This is a genomic window from Microbacterium sp. BLY (genome assembly GCF_017939615.1).
Classification (GTDB): Bacteria; Actinomycetota; Actinomycetes; order Actinomycetales; family Microbacteriaceae; genus Microbacterium.
In genome coordinates this window covers 2,147,431-2,167,180 of sequence record NZ_JAGKSR010000001.1, presented here as the reverse complement: position 1 = coordinate 2,167,180, position 19,750 = coordinate 2,147,431, and the positions used below count along the sequence as shown (strand labels likewise).

The window sequence follows — 19,750 nt, the reverse complement described above, 5'->3', positions numbered from 1 at the left end:
GCGCCTATTCGGCGGTGTCGCCGAGTGTGGAGGAAGCGTCCTCCGGCTCGCCGACCTGCACGACGATCACGGTGACGTTGTCACGTCCGCCGTTGTCGAGGGCCGCAGCGAGCATCGCATCGACGCTCGCTCCGGGCTCCGCGTGCTCGCGGAGGAAGTGCTGGATGCCGTAGTCCGTGAGCTCCTTGGTGAGGCCGTCGGAACAGATCACGAAACGGTCGCCCGGTCGGACGTCGATGGTCACATAATCCGGCGCCGTCAGCTCGCTCGCACCGACCGCCCGGGTGATCACGTTGCTGTACGGGTGTCCTTCGGCCTCTTCCGGGCTCAGCTTGCCGGCGGCGATGAGCTCTTGCACCACCGAGTGATCGGTCGTCACCTGGAGGAGCCGATCGTCACGGAGCAGATACACCCGCGAATCACCGATGTTCAGCGCGACCCAGTGCGGCTCGTCCCCGTGCTCGTCGAGGTACACCCCGGTGAGCGTCGTGCCGGTGCCTTCATCGGTGGTGTCCGGATGCTCCGCGATGTCGTCGACGGCGAGAGCAAGGGCCTTCTCGATGGCGGACGGGCTCACATCGTCGGCGGCCACGACGGCCCGGAGGCGGGCGACCGTGCTCTGGCTCGCGATCTCGCCTCCGGCGTGCCCGCCCATGCCGTCCGCGACGATGAACAGCGGGAACTCGGCGAGAAGAGCGTCCTGGTTGGTCTCGCGACGTCGGCCCTGGTCGGTGACCCCGGCCCAGGACAGCAGCAACGGACGATCCGCAACCGTGATGGTGTGCGTCTTGGTCTCAGCCACGAACTGCCTCCGATGGACCTGCAGCAGATGGGGCGGGCGCAGGATACTCACACATCGTAGTGGAACTCGCTCTCCCGGGTCGCGCCGGGAGCAACCTCAGGCGAGCGCAGGACGAGGGGAACAGGGACGGCGGCTCCACGCTGCGACAAGTCCATGTCCTCCACGTTAGCGGCACAGCGGGACCCGTCGGTGCCATCGACGCGAAGAACCCCCGGTCCGAGGACCGGGGGTTCTCCTCCCCTCGTCACGCAGGCGGCTGCGTGGGATCGTTCGGGGTGGTCGGCGGTGCGGGCGGGGCGGCCGGGGGCGCTGCCGGCGGTGCCGGAGGCGTCGTCGGCGGAGCAGCCGGCGGTGCCGGCGGCGTGGTCGGGGGCACCGGAGGAATCGGGGCACCCGTCGCCGGGGCCGCGGGAGCGGCGGGCGGTGCGTAGCCCGGAGCGGTCGGCGGCGTGTAGGCCTGCGTGGGGGGCGCGTAGCCCTGCTGCGGGGCGCCATAGCCCTGCGGCGCACCGTAGCCCTGCTGCGGAGCGACGGCCGACGGCTGGACGGGGATGCCGTCCCACACCGTGCGGTCACCGAGGAACCCGTTGCCCGCCCAGGAGGCCGGCTGGATGTTCGGGTTCCAGCGCGACTTGTCGAACGCGTTGATACCGAGCCACACGATGGACAGGAACACGTAGAGGACGACCCACACGGCGTCCTTCTGGAGCTTGAGTCCCACGCGCCACGCGGCGATCACGGAGAACACCGCGAGAGCGATCGAGAACACGAAGCCGATCCCGATCCAGCTGAGCAGCGCCGCTCCGGCGATGCCGTAGAGCACCAGCCACGGGCTGAGGTCGCCGAGCTTGAAGAAGATCATGGAGTTGTACACAGGCACCCAGGCACGCCAGTTGCCCTGGACTCCGGCCTTCTGGAAGATCTTCATGTAGAAGAGCGACGACAGGACGTACCCGGCGACCGCGATCAGAAGGATGACGAAGAAGTAGGCGAAGAGCAGGCCGAGATAGCCTGCCCCGGAATAGTCGTCGTAACCCATGAGGCTCACATTCTCTGGTCAGGGGAGACGACTCTCGTCCCCCACCACGAGACTCCCCGCCTCGCATTGCACATGGTAGCGGTGCGCCCAGAAGCGGGCAACGACCGCCCCGGGCGATTCGCCACCGGGACGTGGTCAGTCGGCGACGACGAGCTCGACCTCGCCGCTCACCGCGGCGTCTCGCAGCACGAGGCCGCGGGCCTGCCCCCACCGGCGCAGGGCGGCGAGAGAACCGATGCGCGGACGGTCCTCCGCCAGCGCGCGCACGAGCAGTCCCTTGGACTTCTTGTTGAAGTGATTGAGAGCCCGGCCCTGCGTCGTCACGACCCGCACATACGCCGACGGCAGGTCCGCCGGCACGGGGCCGAGAGCCGCGTACGCCTCGCTGCGCAAGTCGAGCACGAAGGGCGGCGCCGCGGCTGTGAGGGCCGCCGCCGTCGGCGCGGCCCAGTGCCGACGGAGCGGGGGCAGTCCCGGGACCGCCGTGCCGGCGGCGAGCCGGTAGGTCGGCAGAGGGTCGAGCGCCGCGACGGGACCGAAGGGCGCACTGTGGATCCACACGTGCGCATGCAGCCAACGCCGGGAGGCCGCCGACAGCGACCCCGCGTCGAGGGCGTCGAACAGCACGCCCGTGTAGCGGTCGACCGCCGGCAGCGTGGGGGCGATGCGCAGCGCGCGGTTGTGGGCGATGTCACCGAGCTGGCGCGCGCTCAGCTTCAGCACGCGACGCGCGGTCTGCTCGTCCTCGGCGAGAGCGACGAGCGCGTCGACGACCGCGTTCCGCTGCGGGGCCAGCTCCGGGAGCGCCAGCACGGACACGTCCAACGGTGCGCCGCCTCCCCCTTCACGTTTCGTCTCGGAGGGCGGGAGCAGGATCTTCATGACACCTCGGGGAAAAGAGACGCGTCCGCCTCGACACCCGGGAAAGGTGTCGAGGCGGACGCGATGTACAGGACTGTCAGGAGATGAGTGCCGCGTTGCCGGCCACGATCGTCAGGACGTCGCCCTCCATGGAGAGGAATCCGTCCTGCGCGTTCGCCAGCACCTTGGCGCCATCCGTCTGGGTGATCCGGACCTGGCCCTCGGCGAGGATGGCCAGCACCGGCTCGTGACCGGACATGAAGCCGATCTCGCCCTCGACGGTCTTGGCGACCACGAGGCTCGCCTCTCCCGTCCAGACCTCCGCGTCGGCGGAGACGAGGCTGACGTGCAGCGCCATGGTCAGGCGTTCTCCTTCTGGATCTGCGCCCAGCGCTCCTCCACGTCGGAGATGCCACCGACGTTGAAGAAGGCCTGCTCGGCGACGTGGTCGAAGTCACCGCGGGTGATCGCATCGAACGACTCGATGGTCTCCTTCAGCGGCACGGTCGAGCCCTCGACGCCCGTGAACTTCTTCGCCATGTAGGTGTTCTGCGAGAGGAACTGCTGGATGCGACGTGCACGCGACACGACGATCTTGTCTTCCTCGGAGAGCTCGTCGACACCGAGGATGGCGATGATCTCCTGCAGCTCCTTGTTCTTCTGGAGGATCTGCTTGACCGTCGTGGCCACGCGGTAGTGGTCCTCGCCCAAGTAGCGAGGGTCCATGATGCGCGACGTCGAGGTCAGCGGGTCGATGGCCGGGTACAGACCCTTCGACGCGATCTCTCGGGAGAGCTCGGTCGTCGCGTCGAGGTGCGCGAAGGTCGTGGCCGGGGCCGGGTCGGTGTAGTCATCGGCCGGCACGTAGATCGCCTGCAGCGAGGTGATCGAGTGACCACGCGTCGAGGTGATGCGCTCCTGGAGGAGGCCCATCTCGTCGGCGAGGTTCGGCTGGTACCCCACGGCGGAGGGCATGCGGCCCAGCAGCGTGGAGACCTCGGAACCGGCCTGCGTGAAGCGGAAGATGTTGTCGATGAAGAGCAGCACGTCCTGCTTCTGCACGTCACGGAAGTACTCCGCCATCGTCAGAGCCGAGAGGGCGACGCGCAGACGCGTCCCCGGCGGCTCGTCCATCTGGCCGAAGACGAGGGCGGTCTTGTCGAAGACGCCCGCCTCCTCCATCTCGTGGATGAGGTCGTTGCCCTCACGGGTGCGCTCACCGACACCGGCGAACACCGACACACCACCGTGGTCCTGCGCGACGCGCTGGATCATCTCCTGGATGAGGACGGTCTTGCCGACACCGGCACCACCGAACAGACCGATCTTTCCACCCTGCACGTACGGGGTGAGGAGGTCGATCGACTTGATGCCCGTCTCGAACATCGTCGTCTTCGACTCGAGCTGGTCGAAGTTCGGGGCCTTGCGGTGGATGGGCCAGCGCTCCGTGACCTCGATGGTCTCACCGGGCTCGCCGTTGAGGACCTCGCCGATCACGTTGAAGACCTTGCCCTTGGTGATGTCACCGACGGGGACCGAGATGGCCTCACCGGTGTCACGCACCTCCTGACCGCGGACGATGCCGTCGGTCGGCTTCAGGGCGATGGCGCGGACCAGGTCGTCGCCGAGGTGCTGCGCGACCTCGAGCGTGATCTCGGTGGACTCCTCGCCGATCGTGATCGTCGTCTTCAGCGCGTTGTAGATGTCGGGGATCGAGTCGTGCGGGAACTCGATGTCGACAACCGGACCGTTGACGCGGGCGACGCGCCCGACGACCGCGGTCGCCGGCTGCTCAGCCGTGGCGGTGGTGGTCATTTCTTCGTCTCTTTCCTGAGGGTCTGTCAGCTCGATGCGAGAGCGTCGGCGCCACCGACGATCTCGGCGATCTGCTGGGTGATCTCGGCCTGACGCGCGTTGTTGCGCAGGCGGGTGTAGTCGGTGATGAGCTTGTCGGCGTTGTCGCTGGCCGACTTCATCGCCTTCTGCGTCGCGGCCTGCTTGGCGGCGGACGACTGCAGGAGGGCGTTGAAGACGCGGCTCTGGATGTACACCGGCAGGATCGCGTCGAGCACCGTCTCGGCGTCGGGCTCGAACTCGTACAGCGGGTAGACGGTGCTGCCCGCCTCCGAGTCGTCGGCCTCCGCGATCTCCAGCGGCAGCAGGCGCACGGACTCCGGCGACTGCGTCATCATGCTGACGAAGCGGTTGTACACGAGGTGGATCTCGTCGACGCCGCCGTCCTCTCCCCCACGGTTGAAGGCCTCGAGAAGCGTCTGCGAGATCTCCTCCGCCGTGTGGAACGAGGGGGTGTCGGTGTCGCCGGTCCACTCTGCAGCGGCCTCGATACGACGGAACTGGAAGTACCCGACGGCCTTGCGGCCCACGAGGTAGAACACCGGCTCCTTGCCCTGCTCGCGCAGGAGCTCTGCCACCTCGAGACCCTCACGGAGGATCTGCGAGTTGAAGGCTCCGGCCAGACCGCGGTCGGACGAGAAGATCACGACCGCGGAGCGGCGGATCGTCTCGGGCTCACGGGTGAGCGGGTGGTCGACGTTCGAGTGCGTCGCGACGGCGGACACGGCCCTCGTCACGGCCCGCGCGAAGGGGGTGGACGCCTTGACGCGTGCCATCGCCTTCTGGATGCGCGAAGCCGCGATGAGTTCCATCGCCTTCGTGATCTTCTTGGTCGTCTGAGCAGAAGAGATCTTCTGCTTGTAGACCCTGAGTTGAGCGCCCATGAATCAGTACCTCACGCGATTACGCGCGACGACCCTTGACGATCTTCTCCTGGTTGACGTCCTCGGCCTCGGCCGCAGCGTGCTCCTCGTGACCAGGGGCGCCGATGGCGTGGCCCTTGCCGCCCTGGAACTCCAGGAGGAAGTTGTCGGTCTGCTTGTCGAGCTCGGCGACGGTGGCGTCGTCCAGGACGTTCGTCTCACGCAGGGTGTCGAGGACCTTCGTGTTGCGACGCAGGTAGTCGAGCAGCTCGCGCTCGAAGCGCAGCACGTCCTCGACCTCGATCGAGTCGAGCTTACCGTTGGTGCCGGCCCAGATCGAGACGACCTGCTCCTCCACCGGGTACGGCGAGTACTGCGGCTGCTTGAGCAGCTCGGTCAGACGGGCACCGCGGGACAGCTGACGACGCGACGCGGCGTCGAGGTCCGACGCGAACATCGCGAACGCCTCGAGCGAGCGGTACTGCGCCAGCTCCAGCTTCAGCGTTCCGGAGACCTTCTTGATCGACTTCACCTGGGCGTCACCACCGACACGCGACACCGAGATACCCACGTCGACCGCGGGACGCTGGTTGGCGTTGAAGAGGTCGGACTGCAGGAAGATCTGGCCGTCGGTGATCGAGATCACGTTGGTCGGGATGTACGCCGAGACGTCGTTCGCCTTGGTCTCGATGATCGGGAGACCCGTCATCGACCCGGCGCCGAGCTCGTCGGACAGCTTCGCGCACCGCTCGAGCAGACGCGAGTGCAGGTAGAAGACGTCGCCCGGGTAGGCCTCGCGGCCCGGCGGGCGGCGGAGCAGCAGGGAGACGGCGCGATAGGCCTCAGCCTGCTTCGACAGGTCGTCGAAGATGATGAGGACGTGCTTGCCGCCGTACATCCAGTGCTGACCGATGGCCGAACCGGTGTACGGAGCGAGGTACTTGAAGCCGGCGGGGTCGGACGCCGGAGCCGCCACGATGGTGGTGTACTCCAGAGCGCCGGCCTCCTCGAGCGCGCCCTTCACCGAAGCGATGGTCGAGCCCTTCTGACCGATGGCGACGTAGATGCAGCGGACCTGCTTGTTGACGTCGCCGGACTCCCAGTTGGCCTTCTGGTTGATGATCGTGTCGATCGCGATGGCCGTCTTACCGGTCTGGCGGTCGCCGATGATGAGCTGGCGCTGGCCGCGACCGACCGGGATCATCGCGTCGATGGCCTTGATACCGGTCTGCATCGGCTCGTGGACCGACTTGCGCTGCATGACGCCGGGGGCCTGGAGCTCGAGCTCGCGGACGCCCTCGGTCGCGATCGCGCCGAGGCCGTCGATCGGGTTGCCGAGCGGGTCGACGACGCGGCCGAGGTAGCCGTCACCGACCGGGACGGAGAGGACCTCACCCGTGCGGGTGACTTCCTGACCGGCCTCGATGCCGGTGAAGTCGCCGAGGACGACGACGCCGATCTCGTGCTCGTCGAGGTTCAGCGCGAGACCCTTGGTGCCGTCGGCGAAGGTCACGAGCTCGTTCGCCATGACGCCGGGAAGTCCCTCGACGTGAGCGATGCCGTCGGCGGCGTCGATGACGGTGCCGACCTCGGTCGCCGCGGCCCCGGTGGGCTCGTACGCGGCGGCGAAATCCTTCAGCGCGTCACGGATGACGTCGGGGCTGATCGATAGTTCTGCCATTGTCTTCCCTTTGTATCTGGGTGCGCGGTTCCCCGCGCGAAGTCGTGTTAGCCCGCGAGCTTCTGGCGAAGGTCGGCGAGTCGTGCGGAGATGCTGCCGTCGATCACGTCATCGGCGATCTGCACACGCAGGCCTCCGACGACGCTGGGGTCGATGACGACGTTGAGGGACACCTGGCCGCCGTATCGCTGCGAGAGCGTCTGGCCGAGTCGCGTGCGCTGCGCGTCGCTGAGCTCGGTCGCCGTGTGCACCGTGGCAACGAGGCGGCCGCGCTGGCTCGAGACGATACGCATCGCCCGGCTCAGCAGCTGCCGCACCCGGCGCTCGCGCGGCTGACGCACGAGGGACGTGACGATGAGGGCGGTCGGAGCGCTGGCAGAGGCATCGACGAGGAGGCGCTCGACCAGGGCGGCCTTCGCGTCCTCTCCCCCGAGCCGGCTGCCGAGAGCGAGCTCGAGCTCCGGGTTCGCCGCGATCACCCGCGAGAAGCCGAAGAGCTCTCCCTCGATGTCCGCGCCCGGCTCGGCGATGGTCGCCGCCCGGATCGCGAGCTCCTCGAGACCGTCGATCAGCTCGGACGCGTTCGACCAGCGTTCTGCGACCGCGGTGCGCAGGACGTCCTGCGCTGCGGAGCCATACTGGCCGAACACGGCGGACACGACGTTCTGCCGGGCCGAGGTCGGAGCCGAGGGGTCAGCCAGCGCGCCGCTCAGCTGAGACGATTCGCCCACGGCCCGCGCGGCCGCGAACAGCTCGCGCGCGGTCTCGAGGGTGACGTCCTTCGCTGCGGCAAGCGTCTGAGTGGATGCCGCGAGTGCCTGAGCGGTCGCGCTGCCCATTACGACTGCCCGCCCGGTACCTGAGCCTGTCGAAGGTCGGATGCTTCGAGATCGGCGAGGAAGCGGTCGACCACGGCGGCCGCGCGAGCGTCGTCGGAGAGCGTCTCGCCGACCACGCCGCCGGCGAGGTCGAGAGCGAGCGAGCCGACCTCGCTGCGCAGGGAGACGAGAGCCGTCTGGCGCTCGGCCTCGATCTGCGTGTGCGCGGTGGCGGTCAGACGCGCGGCCTCGCTGGCCGCGGTCTCCTTCGCCTCGGCGATGATCTTCTTGCCGTCCTCACGGGCGGCCTCACGGATCTCCCCGGCCTCGGTGCGCGCCTCGGCGAGCTGGCGGGTGTACTCCTCGAGAGCCGCTTCCGCCTGCTTCTGCGCCTCATCGGCCTTGGCGATGTTGCCCTCGATGGCGGCGGACCGCTCGTCGAGCATCTTCGTCAGACGGGGAAGGGCGACCTTCCACACGACGATGAGGATGATGAGGAACCAGAAGCCCGACCAGATGATGTCGTACCACGCGGGGATCAGCGGGTTGTTCGCCGCCTCACCCTCAGCCGCGAGGTTCGTGACAAGAGCGTTCAGCATCCTGTCTCCTTCAGAAGTCGGTGGGGATTACGGGAAGGGGATGAATCCGACGGCGATGCCGACGAACGCAAGCGCCTCGGTGAAGGCGATACCGATCCACATGAGGACCTGCAGGCGACCGGCCAGCTCGGGCTGACGGGCGACGCCCTCGATGGTCTTGCCGACCACGATGCCCACACCGATGGCCGGGCCGATGGCCGCGAGGCCGTAGCCGACCGCCGCGAGGTGGCCGTTGATTTCAGCGAGAACCGTAGTTGCGTCCACGGGTTTTTCCTTTCGTTGGGTGGGAGGGCTGTTGCCCGCCCGCTCAGTGCTCTTCTGCGACCGCGAGCTGGATGTAGACCGCGGTGAGGACGGTGAAGACGTATGCCTGCAGGACGGCCACCAGGATCTCGAAGAGAGTGAAGGCGCCACCGAAGGCGAGGGTTCCGATACCGAGGGCGGCCCAGCCGCCACCCGCGGTGAAGAAGAAGAACTGGGTCGCTGCGAAGCAGAGGACCAGGATCATGTGGCCGACGACCAGGTTCATCAGCAGTCGCAGGGTGAGGGTCACCGGGCGGATGATGAACGTCGAGATGAGCTCGATCGGCGTGACGATGAAGTAGACCGGCCACGGCACGCCCGACGGGAAGAGGGCGTTCTTGAAGAAGTTCTTCGGGCTCTTCTTGATGCCGGCGTAGATGAAGGTCACGTAGCTGACGACCGCGAGCGTGAGCGGCACGGCGATGATCGCGGTGCCCGGCATGTTCAGGAACGGGATGATGCCCGTGATGTTCATGAACAGCACCATGAAGAAGATGGTGGTGAGGATCGGCAGGAACCGGTCGCCGTCCTTGCGTCCGAGCAGGTCGTGGGCGATGCCGCCGCGGACGAAGCCGAGGCCCATCTCGACGAGGCTCTGGAACCGGCCGGGCACGACCTTCATGCGGCGGGTGCCGAGCCAGAGGATGAGGACGACGGCGATCACCGAGAGCAACTGGATCAGGTGGATCCGGTTGACCGGGATGGGTCCGACGTGGAAGAGGATCTCCGGGAAGAACTCATCGATCGAAGGGCCGTGGAACTCGCCATCGGAGGACGCGAGTCGGGGGGTCAGGGTCGCAGCAAGATTAAACAGCGCGGGCTCCAGCTTCGGGGCACCGGTCAGAACCGGGGCGACGATGGTCGGTGTGCTACACAGCGCAAGCGCTCGCGGGCGAGCGGCGGGCACTCCTCAACACTATCAGAATCCAAGGGTGCCCTAAGACCGCGGGGCGGCATCCGCCGGGCCGTCCGCGGTGCCGTTCGCGGCCCCGGGAGCGCGGTCCTCCGGCACCTCGGTGGGCAGCGTGGTGTCGCTGACTGCCGGCAGGCGCATCTGCGTCAGCACGACGACATCGATGACGAGCGACATGAGGACGCCGGCGACGATGGAGAGGAAGAACACCATCGGCTCGATCCACGGCTGACCGGAGAGGAGGATCATCACGACGACGAACACGCCGAGCTTGAGCAGCCAGCCGCCGAGCACGATCGCGAAGAACAGCTGCACGTAGAGCGGGTCGCCGTACCAGCGGTTCGCGATCAGGATGCTGAGGCCGGTGATCCCGAGGAAGAGGGCGGCCAGCAGCACGCCGAGGAGACCGCTGATCAGACCCTCCCCCTGCGCGACGGCGAAGCCGATCCCTCCCGCCAGGAGGGCCAGCACGACGGTGGCCACGGCCGACCAGACGAGAGTGCGGCGCAGGATCGGGGTGCTGGAAACGGGGCTCGGGCTCATCGGGGCTCCATCGGGATCGGGTCGGGCGGGGCGCCCGCGGCGGTCTTGCGTCGGCGGGTGGGGCTCAGGGTGATGACGAGGCAGGCGGCGATGCCGACGACGCCGAAGGCGACGCCGGGAAGGTACTGGCCGGGCCAGTCCTCGCGGGCTCCGACGTACATCAGGAGGACCGCGAGCGAGATGACGGCGGTCCAGGCGTAGAAGATGAGGACGGCGTCCCGGTCGCGGTGCCCGAGGTCGAGCATGCGGTGGTGCAGGTGCTTGCGGTCGGGCGAGAAGGGCGAGCGTCCCGCGCTCATCCGACGCAGCACCGCGAGCCCGAAGTCGAGCAGCGGCAGGAGCACGACGAGCAGCGGCAGCAGGATCGGCAGGAACGCACCGACCAACTGTGACCGCCCCAGGCGCTCGGGGTCGAGGGCGGAGGGATCCATCTGGCCGGTGATCGCGATCGCGGACGTCGCCATGAGCAGACCGATCACCAGCGCGCCGGAGTCGCCCATGAACAGTTTCGCCGGGCTCCAGTTCAACGGGAGGAAGCCGAGGCAGGCGCCGATGAGGACAGCGGCCAGGAATGTCGAGAGGTTGAAGTAGCTGGACGCGCCGGAGTCGCGCGTGAAGATGTAGGAGTAGGCGAAGAAGACGCCGTTGGAGATCAGGCAGACGCCGGCGACGAGTCCGTCCAGCCCGTCGATGAAGTTCACGGCGTTCATGACGATGACGATCGCGAACATCGTGATCGTGATGCTGAGCCAGCTCGACACGACGATCAGGTCACCGAACGGCAGCGAGAGGATCTGCAGGCCCCCGCCCACGGTGATGATGCCCGCGGCGAGGAACTGCGCTCCGAGCTTGATCATCCAGTCGATGTCCCAGAGATCGTCGAGAACGCCGATGACGGCGATCAGCAGCGCCGCCGCCAGGATCGACCACATGGTCTGCGGTGGCGTCCAGATGCTCTGGAAGAACGGGTTCGTGGCGGACACGGCGAAGGCGGCGACGATACCGAGGAAGATCGCGACGCCACCGAGGCGGGGCGTGGGCGTCGTGTGCACGTCGCGCTCCCGGATGCCGGGGTACAGCTTGTAGCGGAGACTCAGCCGCCACACCGCCCACGTCAGCACGAAGGTGATCGCGGCGGTGACGATGATCGTGAAGAGATACTGCTTCACGAATCCCCGTCCTGCTGCTCCGGTTCGAGCAGGTCGCCGAGCACGTCGTGCAGCTGCTCCCTGGTCACGACGCCGTGCCGGAGGATGCGGACGACGCCGGCGTCGCCGTCGGGGCCCCGGCGCACGAGCGACGTGGCGTCGATGATCGTCGACGCGACGCCGTTCCGGCTCATGCCGTCGTCGAGATACACCGCGACGCTGTCGCCGAGCATCTTCTCGGCATCCAGGGCCGAGATCGCCGCCGCCTTGCCGGTGAGGTTGGCGCTGGACACCGCGAGCGGTCCCGTCTCAGCCAGCAGCTCGAGCACCACGCGCCCCTCCGGCATCCGGACCGCGAGGGTGCCCTGGGTCTCCCCCAGGTCCCAGACGAGCGAGGGCTGCGCGGGCAGCACGATCGTGAGCCCGCCGGGCCAGAAGGCGTCGACGAGTCGCTGGACCGGCTCGGGCACGGACTCCGCGAGAGCCGTGAGGGTCTCCTTCGTGCCGATGAGGACGGGCGGCGGCTGGTCGCGGCCGCGACCCTTCGCGTCGAGCAGGCGCTGCACGGCCGCCGGGGAGAATGCGTCGGCGGCGACGCCGTAGACGGTGTCGGTGGGGATGACGATGAGGTCGCCGCGGCCGATCGCCTGGCGCGCGTTGCGCATCCCGGCGAGCAGCTGCGCCTCGTCGCTGCAGTCGAAGATGGGGGACATGACGGTTCGATTCTACGCAGGGCGGGTTCGGGAGGAGCTCGACGTCCGCTGATCAGGGGCGGACGGCCGTGGTGGCACGGTCGCGCAACGTCAGATCACGATGGGTGGCTGCGGCTCTCCACCCGTCCGCCGCGAGGAGCTCCCGGATCGGAGCGCCCTGCAGCTCGCCGTGCTCGATCACGAGCGTTCCTCCTGGGCGCAGCAGGCGCAGCGCACGGGTGCTGAGCACGCGGACGACGTCGAGGCCGTCCTCGCCGCCGTAGAGGGCGAGTGCCGGATCGAACAGCCGCACCTCCGGGTCGCGTGGGACGGCCTGATCGGGGACGTAGGGCGGGTTCGAGATCACGACGGTGGCCGTGCCGTCGAGTTCGGGGAACGCGTCCGCGAGATCCGACAGAACCAGTGTGAGGTTGTCGATGCCCGCGACGTTGCGGCGCGCCCAGGTGTGCGCCTCCGGAGAGATCTCCGCCGCATAAACGCGGGCGTGCGGCACCTCAGTGGCCATCGCGACCGCGATCGCTCCGCTGCCCGTCCCGAGGTCAACCCCGACGGGGGCGGGCTCCCCCGAGCCCAGCAGCGCATCGATCGCGTACTGCACCACCGTCTCCGTCTCGGGGCGGGGCACGAACACCCCGGGCCCGACCAGCAGCTCCCGATGACGGAACGGTGCGGTGCCGGTCAGGTGCTGCAGCGGCTCCCGGCCCGCCCGCCGCGCGACGAGGCCGTCCAGCACGGCGGCATCGTCAGCGGACAGGAGCTCACCGCGGATGAGGGCCGCCTGGACCTCTCCCCGCCGCTGCCCGCGCACGTGCCCGACGAGCAGCTCGGCGTCGACGAGGGGATCGGGGACGCCTGCGTCGGCGAGACGCTGAGCGGCAGCGCGCACGGCCGCAGCGAGAGAGAGGTCGGGCATTGCTCCAGCGTAGAGTGCGCCGCCGTCACAATGCTCCCGCTCCCCCCGCCCTCGCCTAGGCTGGAACGGCAGCGAACCCGCACAGGAAGGCTCCCCCATGTCCGGCATCCACCCCGACATCACCACCGCTTTCGGGAACACCCCGCTCGTCCGCCTCAACCGCGTGACCGAGGGGCTCGGCGCCACCGTGCTCGCCAAGCTCGAGTACTACAACCCCGCTTCCAGCGTGAAGGATCGCATCGGCATCGCCATGATCGACGCGGCCGAGGCCGCCGGTGCGCTCGCCCCCGGCGGCACCATCGTCGAGTCCACGAGCGGCAACACCGGCATCGCACTGGCGATGGTCGGCGCCGCCCGCGGATACCGCGTCATCCTCACCATGCCGGCGTCGATGTCGAAGGAACGTCGGGTGCTGCTCAAGGCCTTCGGCGCGGAGATCGTCCTCACCGATCCCACCAAGGGCATGAAGGGCGCGATCGAAGAGGTCAAGCGCATCGTCGACGAGACGCCCGGAGCCGTATGGATCCGTCAGTTCGAAAACCCCGCCAACCCGCAGATCCACCGCGAGACGACCGCGCAGGAGATCCTCCGCGACACCGATGGCGCCGTCGACATCTTCATCGCCGGCGTCGGCACCGGGGGCACCGTCACCGGCACCGGCCAGGCCCTGAAGGCCGCCAAGCCCGGGGTGCAGGTCATCGCCGTCGAGCCGAAGGACTCCCCCGTCCTCACGGAAGGACACCCCGGACCGCACAAGATCCAGGGCATCGGTCCGAACTTCGTGCCCGATGTGCTCGACCGCGACGTCCTCGACGAGGTCATCACCGCCGAGTTCGAGGACTCGCTGCGCACGGCCCGCGCGCTGGCGGCGAAGGAGGGACTCCTCGTCGGCATGTCGTCCGGCGCGGCCGTCTCGGCCGCGCTGACCGTGGCAGCACGTCCGGAGAACGCCGGCAAGACCATCGTCGTCATCATCCCGGACACCGGCGAGCGGTACCTCTCCACCGCCCTGTTCGAGGACCTCCGCGAAGACTGAGGTCCTCGATGGGCATGATCGGGCGAATGCGCGAGGACATCGCCGCCGCGCGCCTTCGCGATCCGGCGGCGCGGACGGCGATCGAGGTCGCGCTGCTGTACCCCGGACTGCACGCCATCTGGGCGCACCGGGTGTCGCACGCGCTGTGGCGGCGCCGCCTGCGTCTCCTCGCCCGCGCCGGATCGCAGGTGGCCCGCTGGCTGACCGGGGTCGAGATCCATCCCGGTGCCCGGATCGGCCGCCGCTTCTTCATCGATCACGGCATGGGAGTCGTGATCGGCGAGACCGCCGAGATCGGCGACGACGTGCTCATGTACCACGGTGTGACCCTCGGCGGCCGCACGCGCGACGTCGGCAAGCGGCATCCGACTCTGCGCGACGGCGTGGCCGTGGGCGCCGGCGCGAAGATCCTCGGTCCCATCACCGTCGGAGCGCGTTCCGTCATCGGAGCGAACGCCGTGGTGACGAAGGACGCACCGGCGGACAGTGTGCTCGTCGGCGTCCCCGCCAAGCCGCGCCAGCGGACGGCCGGCGAGGACACCCGGGCGCTGCTGACCGCCCCCGACTACTCGATCTGAGGGTCACGAGGCCACGAAGAACGGGACCGCCCCCACCAGGATCCCGACGCCGAGCATCACCAGGGAGACGATCGTCGCCCGCCACAGCACCTTGCGGTGGTGGTCTCCGAGGTTCACGCCGGCGAGGGAGACCAGCAGCAGGATCGCCGGGACGAGCGGGCTCTGCAGGTGCACCGGCTGACCGGTGATGGAGGCCCGCGCCATCTCGACGGGATCGATGCCGAAGTTGGCCGCACTCTGCGCGAGCACGGGCAGGATGCCGAAGTAGAACGCGTCGTTCGACATGAAGAACGTGAACGGGATGGACAGCACGCCGGTGATCGGCGCGAGGAACGGCCCGAGCGCGGGAGGCAGCACGTTCGTGATCCAGGTCGCCATCGCGTCGACCATGCCCGTGCCGGAGAGGACGCCGACGAGGACGCCCGCGGCGATCACCATCGACACGACGCCGACGATGCTCGGGGCGTGCGCCACGATCTCCGCCGCCTGATCCTTGATCCCGCGGAAGTTCACGAGGAGCGCGATGCCGGCCCCGACCATGAACACATAGGGCAGCGGCAAGATGTCGATGACGAGCAGGACCATCACGGCGACGGTCAGCCCGAGGTTGAACCAGATCAGCCGGGGTCGCAGGGTCGGCCGGGACGGGTCGAGCATGGTGTCGGCCATCGCCGTGTCCGCCGGGTCGACGCTGGCCGCCGCGACGGGCCCGCGGCCGCCGGCGACGACCACCAGGTTGCCGGTGCGCAGGGAGGCGCGGGCCCCGGGCTTCAGCTCGGCGCCACGGAAGATCCGTGGCACGGCGGCGAGCACGCCCCCGTCGGCACCGGTCAGGCGCCCGTCCGCGTCGATCCGTCCCAGTCGGCGCCGCTCCCCCAGACCCAGCAGCCAGGCGAAGCCGAGCGTCACGACGATGCCGGCGCCGAGGGCGGGCAGCATCGGCACGAAGATCTCGGTGGGCTGCACGCCCAGGGCGGTCGCGGCGCGCACGGTCGGCCCACCCCACGGCACGATGTTGAGCGTGCCGTTCATGAGTCCGGCGACGCATGTGAGCACCACGGGGCTCATCCCCAGACGGAGGTAGATCGGCAGCATCGCGGAGGTCGTGATGATGAAGGTCGTCGACCCGTCGCCGTCGAGGGACACGGCGCCCGCGAGGATCGCCGTCCCGAGCACCACCTTCGCCGGGTCATCGCCCAGCAGCCGCGTGATCAGGCGGATCAGCGGATCGAAGAGACCGACGTCGATCATGATGCCGAAGAACATGATCGCGAACATGAGCAGCGCCGCCGTCGGCGCCATGGTCGCGATGGAGTCGAGGATCATGTCGCCGAGCCCGAGACCGGCACCCGCGAAGAGACCGAAGACGGTCGGCACGAGGATCAGGGCCACCATCGGGGTGAGACGCTTGGTCATGATGAGCGTCATGAACACGAGGACCATCGTGAAGCCGAGGATGACCAGCACACCCTCGGGCGGCACGAAGGCCACGTCGTACGTGGGCGCCTCGTCCGAGGCGGCGGCGATCAGACCGATCGATGCGTCTGGCATGCGTGACTCCTTCGTCGTCGCTCCGTCATCACTGACGGATCCCGACGAGCGTAGGAAATCCGCGGCCGGAGAGCGCGGTATGCCGCATTCTCGCGCCTTCTGCGCGTACCGTTGGTTCTGCGCATATTGCGCAGAAGGAGGGCGCCGTCGATGACGAGACGCACTCGGGCCCGGTTCGCGACGCGCGTGCTCTTGCTGCACCTCGCGGCGGTCGCCCTCGTCGTGGCGCTCTGCACCGGGGTGTACCTGGCCCTCGCGGTCCAGCAGCTGCGCGCCGAAGCGGAGTCGACGGCCCTCGGCATCGCCCGCACCCTCGCCGAGGATCCCCAGGTACGCGCCGCCGTCACCAGCGCGTCGGCGGCGGACGAGGAGCCGGATCCCGTCGCGCTCCGCGACGGCGAACTGCAGCGGATCGCCGCGGACGTCACCGCGCGCACGGGCGCCCTCTTCGTGGTCATCACGGACGACCACGGCATCCGGCTCGCCCATCCCCTGCCCTCGCGGCTCGGTGAGGAGGTGAGCACCCCGTTCGCCGAGGTGCTCACGGGCAACGAGGTCGTCGACTGGCAGACCGGGACCCTCGGCGAGTCGGCCCGCGCGAAGGTACCCGTGCGCGACGCCGCCGGCACGCCCGTCGGCGAGATCAGCGTCGGGTTCGAGCGCAGCGGTGTCTTCGACGACCTTCCGCCGCTCCTCCTGGCGCTCGGCCTGACCGCGGCGGGCGCCCTGGCCCTCGCCCTCCTCGCGTTCCTGCTCCTGCGCCGACGATGGGAGCGCCTGACGCTCGGCGTCCAGCCGGAGGAACTCGTCGCTCTCGTCCAGAACCAGACGGCGGTGCTCGACGGCGTGGGCGACGGGGTGATCGCGCTCGATCAAGACGGCATCGTGCGGGTGAGCAACGCCGCAGCCGATCGGATGCTGGGCATCGACGCGCCGACGGGGCGCGCGATCGACGCCCTCGGACTGCCGCCGGCCGTCGTCGACGCCGCCAGGGGCCAGCGCGATCGCGCGCAGGCGGTCGTCGGGGATCGGATGCTGTACCTCGAGGCCCGGCCGGTGCGCCGGGACGGACGCGCCCTCGGCGACGTGCTCATCGTGCGCGACCGCACCGACCTGATCGCGCTGACCGAACGGCTGGAGACGGTGCGCACCATGACCGCCGCGCTGCGCGTGCAGCGGCACGAGTTCGCGAACCGCCTGCACGTGGCCGCCGGTCTGATCGACGCCGGACGCATCGTCGACGCGCGCGCATTCCTGGACGAACTCGTGACCCGCGGGCCGGTCGCCTTCCCGGTCGCGGGCCTCGATCTCGTGGGCGATCCGTTCCTGCATGCATTCCTCGGCGCCAAGGGCGTGGAGGCGGCCGAGCGCGGCGTCGCGCTGCGCGTCGCCGAGGACTCTCAGCTCCTGGGCACCGTCCGGCGCGCGGAGGACGTCGCGAGTGTCCTCGGCAACCTCATCGACAACGCGGTCACCGCCGCCGTGGCCGGGCCCCGCACCCCGCGCTGGGTCGAGGTCTCCGTCCTGAGCGACCACGAGGACCTCGTGGTCACGGTCGCGGACTCCGGACCGGGTCTGTCGACTCCCCCACCGCGGCCGGAGCCCGTCGACGAGGACCGCATACACGGACACGGGATCGGTCTGCCGCTCGCCACGGAGATCGCACGCCGCCACGGCGGAGACCTCTGGGTCATCGACCCCGGTGGCGCGGACCACGGCGCCGTGTTCGCCGCCCGCCTCGGCGACGCCCTCGACCCCACACCGCCGGACCGTCAGGAGAATCCATGACCGAACCGCTTCGCGTGCTCATCCTCGACGACGACTTCCGGGTCGCCCAGCTGCACGAGAGCATCGTCGACGGCCATCCGGGCTTCACGGCGACCGCGACCGCGCGGTCCTGCGCCGAGGCACGAGATCTGCTGCGCTCCTCCCGCCCCGATCTGCTGCTCGCCGACGTGTACCTCCCTGACGGGGACGGCGTCGCGCTCGCCAGGGAGACCGATGTCGACACGATCCTCATCTCCGCCGCGGACGATGCGGTGACCGTGCGACGCGCCCTCCGATCGGGCGCCGTGGGCTATCTCGTCAAGCCGTTCGACCGTCGCGCCCTGAATGGTCTCCTCGACCGCTATCTGCGCTACCGCAACCTCCTCGCGGGCGACCGCGCCCTGCGCCAGGAGGACGTGGACAGGGCCCTCGCCATCCTGCACGGCGCGGGCGAGCCGGTGTCACTCTCCCGTTCGGCCACCGAGCAGCGGGTCCTGGAGGCGCTGGGCGACGGCGAGGCCTCGGCCACGGAGGTCGCCGAACAGGTCGGCATCTCCCGGGCGACAGCGCAGCGGCACCTCGCGGCCCTCGCGGCGCGGGCGGTCGTCGAGGTGCGTCTCCGCTACGGGTCGACCGGCCGCCCCGAGCACCGGTACGCCGCCCGATCCTGAGAGGGAAGCCGCCGGTCAGCTCTCGGAGCCGACGGCGGCGAGACGCGCCTCCTCGTCGGCGGCGATGGCGCTCTCGATAATCGGATCCAGCGCGCCGTCCATGACCTGATCGAGGTTGTAGGCCTTGAACCCGGTCCGGTGATCCGCGATCCGGTTCTCCGGGAAGTTGTAGGTGCGGATCCGCTCCGAGCGATCCATCCCGCGGATCTGCGACTTGCGGGCATCGGAGGCCGCCGCGTCGAGCTCCTCCTGCTGCTTGGCGAGCAAGCGGGCACGCAGGACGCGCATGGCGGCCTCACGGTTCTGCAGCTGCGACTTCTCGTTCTGCATCGACACGACGATGCCGGTCGGCACGTGGGTGATGCGCACCGCCGAGTCCGTAGTGTTCACGGACTGCCCACCGGGCCCCGACGAGCGGAAAACGTCGATCTTCAGATCGTTCTGGTCGATCTGGATCTCCTCGGGCTCGTCCACCTCGGGGAACACGAGCACCCCGGTGGTCGACGTGTGGATGCGCCCCTGCGACTCCGTCGCGGGAACCCGCTGCACGCGGTGCACGCCGCCCTCGTACTTCAGATGCGCCCAGACGCCCTGCGCCGGATCGGACGAGGACCCCTTGATGGCGACCTGGACGTCCTTGTAGCCGCCGAGGTCGGACTCGTTGCGCTCCAGGAGCTCGGTCTTCCACCCCTTCGATGCGGCGTACTGCACGTACATGCGCAGCAGGTCGGCGGCGAACAGGGCCGACTCGGCGCCGCCCTCCCCCGCCTTGATCTCCATGATGACGTCGCGGGCGTCGTCCGGATCCCGCGGGATCAGCAGACGCCGCAAGCGCTCCTGCGTCGTCTGCACGCCCTCCTCCAGGGCAGGGATCTCGGCGGCGAACGCCTCGTCCTCGCGCGCGAGCTCGCGGGCCGCCTCCAGGTCGTCGACGGCCGCCGTCCAGGCCTCGTGCGCCGCGACGATGCGCGACAACTCGGCGTACCGACGGTTGACGCGCTTCGCGCGTGCCGCGTCGGCGTGCACCGCCGGGTCGGAGAGCTCCTCCTGCACCCGGCGATGCTCGTCGATGAGAGTCTGGACGGACTCGAACACGT

The 19,750-nt window shown here is 69.2% G+C and carries 21 protein-coding genes; 4 read left to right on the top strand and 17 right to left on the bottom strand.

Annotated elements, in window-relative coordinates:
• Positions 1 to 4: 4 nt before the first annotated feature.
• From KAF39_RS10615 to prmC, 15 genes are all read right to left on the bottom strand, one after another.
• Positions 5 to 802 carry a PP2C family serine/threonine-protein phosphatase gene (locus tag KAF39_RS10615; protein ID WP_210677222.1) on the bottom strand — a complete coding sequence of 266 codons (798 nt, stop codon included), beginning with the start codon at positions 800 to 802 and terminating at the stop codon, positions 5 to 7.
• A 244-nt stretch (positions 803 to 1,046) separates the two neighbouring features.
• The gene (locus tag KAF39_RS10610) at positions 1,047 to 1,841 is read right to left on the bottom strand and encodes a large exoprotein (RefSeq protein ID WP_210677221.1); all 795 of its coding nucleotides are present in this window, start codon (positions 1,839 to 1,841) and stop codon (positions 1,047 to 1,049) included.
• A gap of 135 nt (positions 1,842 to 1,976) precedes the next feature.
• Positions 1,977 to 2,723: a peroxide stress protein YaaA gene (yaaA, locus tag KAF39_RS10605; protein WP_210677220.1), complete on the bottom strand. Its 747-nt coding sequence runs from the start codon at positions 2,721 to 2,723 to the stop codon at positions 1,977 to 1,979.
• A gap of 76 nt (positions 2,724 to 2,799) precedes the next feature.
• Positions 2,800 to 3,060: a F0F1 ATP synthase subunit epsilon gene (locus KAF39_RS10600; RefSeq protein ID WP_025103153.1), complete on the bottom strand. Its 261-nt coding sequence runs from the start codon at positions 3,058 to 3,060 to the stop codon at positions 2,800 to 2,802.
• Positions 3,061 to 3,062: 2 nt separating this feature from the next.
• On the bottom strand, positions 3,063 to 4,517 hold the full coding sequence (gene atpD, locus KAF39_RS10595) for a F0F1 ATP synthase subunit beta (protein WP_025103152.1): 1,455 nt from the start codon (positions 4,515 to 4,517) through the stop codon (positions 3,063 to 3,065).
• A 26-nt stretch (positions 4,518 to 4,543) separates the two neighbouring features.
• Entirely contained in the window at positions 4,544 to 5,440 is an 897-nt protein-coding gene (locus KAF39_RS10590) for a F0F1 ATP synthase subunit gamma (protein WP_025103151.1), read from the bottom strand.
• Between the two features lie 19 nt (positions 5,441 to 5,459).
• Entirely contained in the window at positions 5,460 to 7,100 is a 1,641-nt protein-coding gene (atpA, locus tag KAF39_RS10585; protein WP_062634989.1) for a F0F1 ATP synthase subunit alpha, read from the bottom strand.
• Positions 7,101 to 7,147: 47 nt separating this feature from the next.
• Positions 7,148 to 7,939 (bottom strand): F0F1 ATP synthase subunit delta, encoded by a 792-nt coding sequence (locus KAF39_RS10580; RefSeq protein ID WP_210677219.1) that lies wholly within the window; start codon positions 7,937 to 7,939, stop codon positions 7,148 to 7,150.
• Positions 7,939 to 8,517, bottom strand: coding sequence for a F0F1 ATP synthase subunit B (locus tag KAF39_RS10575; RefSeq protein WP_210677218.1), 579 nt, complete (start codon positions 8,515 to 8,517; stop codon positions 7,939 to 7,941). The genes KAF39_RS10580 and KAF39_RS10575 overlap by 1 nt, the downstream gene beginning before the upstream one ends.
• 27 nt (positions 8,518 to 8,544) lie before the next feature.
• On the bottom strand, positions 8,545 to 8,781 hold the full coding sequence (gene atpE / locus KAF39_RS10570; protein ID WP_025103147.1) for an ATP synthase F0 subunit C: 237 nt from the start codon (positions 8,779 to 8,781) through the stop codon (positions 8,545 to 8,547).
• Between the two features lie 43 nt (positions 8,782 to 8,824).
• Positions 8,825 to 9,613: a F0F1 ATP synthase subunit A gene (gene atpB, locus KAF39_RS10565; RefSeq protein ID WP_036292497.1), complete on the bottom strand. Its 789-nt coding sequence runs from the start codon at positions 9,611 to 9,613 to the stop codon at positions 8,825 to 8,827.
• Between the two features lie 144 nt (positions 9,614 to 9,757).
• Complete coding sequence (locus KAF39_RS10560; protein ID WP_210677217.1) at positions 9,758 to 10,276, bottom strand: hypothetical protein; 519 nt, start codon at positions 10,274 to 10,276, stop codon at positions 9,758 to 9,760.
• Positions 10,273 to 11,445, bottom strand: coding sequence for an MraY family glycosyltransferase (locus tag KAF39_RS10555; RefSeq protein WP_210677216.1), 1,173 nt, complete (start codon positions 11,443 to 11,445; stop codon positions 10,273 to 10,275). The genes KAF39_RS10560 and KAF39_RS10555 overlap by 4 nt, the downstream gene beginning before the upstream one ends.
• A complete protein-coding gene (locus KAF39_RS10550) occupies positions 11,442 to 12,137 on the bottom strand; it encodes an L-threonylcarbamoyladenylate synthase (protein ID WP_210677215.1) in 696 nt (231 codons plus the stop codon). Before KAF39_RS10550 ends, KAF39_RS10555 begins: the two co-directional genes overlap by 4 nt.
• A gap of 52 nt (positions 12,138 to 12,189) precedes the next feature.
• Positions 12,190 to 13,050 (bottom strand): peptide chain release factor N(5)-glutamine methyltransferase, encoded by an 861-nt coding sequence (gene prmC, locus KAF39_RS10545; protein ID WP_210677214.1) that lies wholly within the window; start codon positions 13,048 to 13,050, stop codon positions 12,190 to 12,192.
• A gap of 97 nt (positions 13,051 to 13,147) precedes the next feature.
• Between prmC and cysK the strand changes: the two genes are divergently transcribed.
• Entirely contained in the window at positions 13,148 to 14,086 is a 939-nt protein-coding gene (cysK, locus tag KAF39_RS10540; RefSeq protein WP_210677213.1) for a cysteine synthase A, read from the top strand.
• An 8-nt stretch (positions 14,087 to 14,094) separates the two neighbouring features.
• Positions 14,095 to 14,664, top strand: coding sequence for a serine O-acetyltransferase EpsC (gene epsC / locus KAF39_RS10535; protein WP_210677212.1), 570 nt, complete (start codon positions 14,095 to 14,097; stop codon positions 14,662 to 14,664).
• Positions 14,665 to 14,667: 3 nt separating this feature from the next.
• Here the strand turns inward: epsC and KAF39_RS10530 are convergent, their stop codons facing one another.
• A complete protein-coding gene (locus KAF39_RS10530; RefSeq protein ID WP_210677211.1) occupies positions 14,668 to 16,215 on the bottom strand; it encodes a CitMHS family transporter in 1,548 nt (515 codons plus the stop codon).
• A gap of 150 nt (positions 16,216 to 16,365) precedes the next feature.
• Between KAF39_RS10530 and KAF39_RS10525 the strand changes: the two genes are divergently transcribed.
• Positions 16,366 to 18,003: a sensor histidine kinase gene (locus tag KAF39_RS10525; RefSeq protein ID WP_210677210.1), complete on the top strand. Its 1,638-nt coding sequence runs from the start codon at positions 16,366 to 16,368 to the stop codon at positions 18,001 to 18,003.
• Positions 18,000 to 18,653 (top strand): response regulator, encoded by a 654-nt coding sequence (locus tag KAF39_RS10520; RefSeq protein WP_210677209.1) that lies wholly within the window; start codon positions 18,000 to 18,002, stop codon positions 18,651 to 18,653. The genes KAF39_RS10525 and KAF39_RS10520 overlap by 4 nt, the downstream gene beginning before the upstream one ends.
• A 15-nt stretch (positions 18,654 to 18,668) precedes the next feature.
• Here KAF39_RS10520 and prfA read toward each other — a convergent pair whose 3' ends face one another.
• A complete protein-coding gene (prfA, locus tag KAF39_RS10515) occupies positions 18,669 to 19,748 on the bottom strand; it encodes a peptide chain release factor 1 (protein ID WP_210677208.1) in 1,080 nt (359 codons plus the stop codon).
• Positions 19,749 to 19,750 lie beyond the last annotated feature (2 nt).